This window comes from Pseudorhizobium endolithicum (genome assembly GCF_902153245.2).
In the GTDB taxonomy this organism is placed as follows: Bacteria; Pseudomonadota; Alphaproteobacteria; order Rhizobiales; family Rhizobiaceae; genus Neorhizobium; species Neorhizobium endolithicum.
Map to the genome: position 1 here is coordinate 306,856 of NZ_CABFWF030000013.1, position 210 is coordinate 307,065.

General features: G+C 60.0%; 1 pseudogene. It reads left to right on the top strand.

Annotated features, from left to right (window positions below):
• A pseudogene (locus RTCK_RS14620) lies at positions 1 to 210 on the top strand (S-(hydroxymethyl)glutathione dehydrogenase); the annotation flags it as partial.

Consider the following 210-nt stretch of genomic DNA (forward strand, 5'->3'; position numbering starts at 1 on the left):
GGGCGTCATGCCGGACGGAACCTCCCGTTTTTCCATCAACGGTGAAAAGCTGCACCACTACATGGGCTGCTCCACCTTCGCGAACTATACCGTGCTGCCGGAGATCGCGGTTGCCAAGATCAACCCGGATGCCCCCTTCGACAAGGTCTGCTATATCGGCTGCGGCGTGACCACCGGCATCGGCGCCGTCATCAATACGGCGAAGGTTGA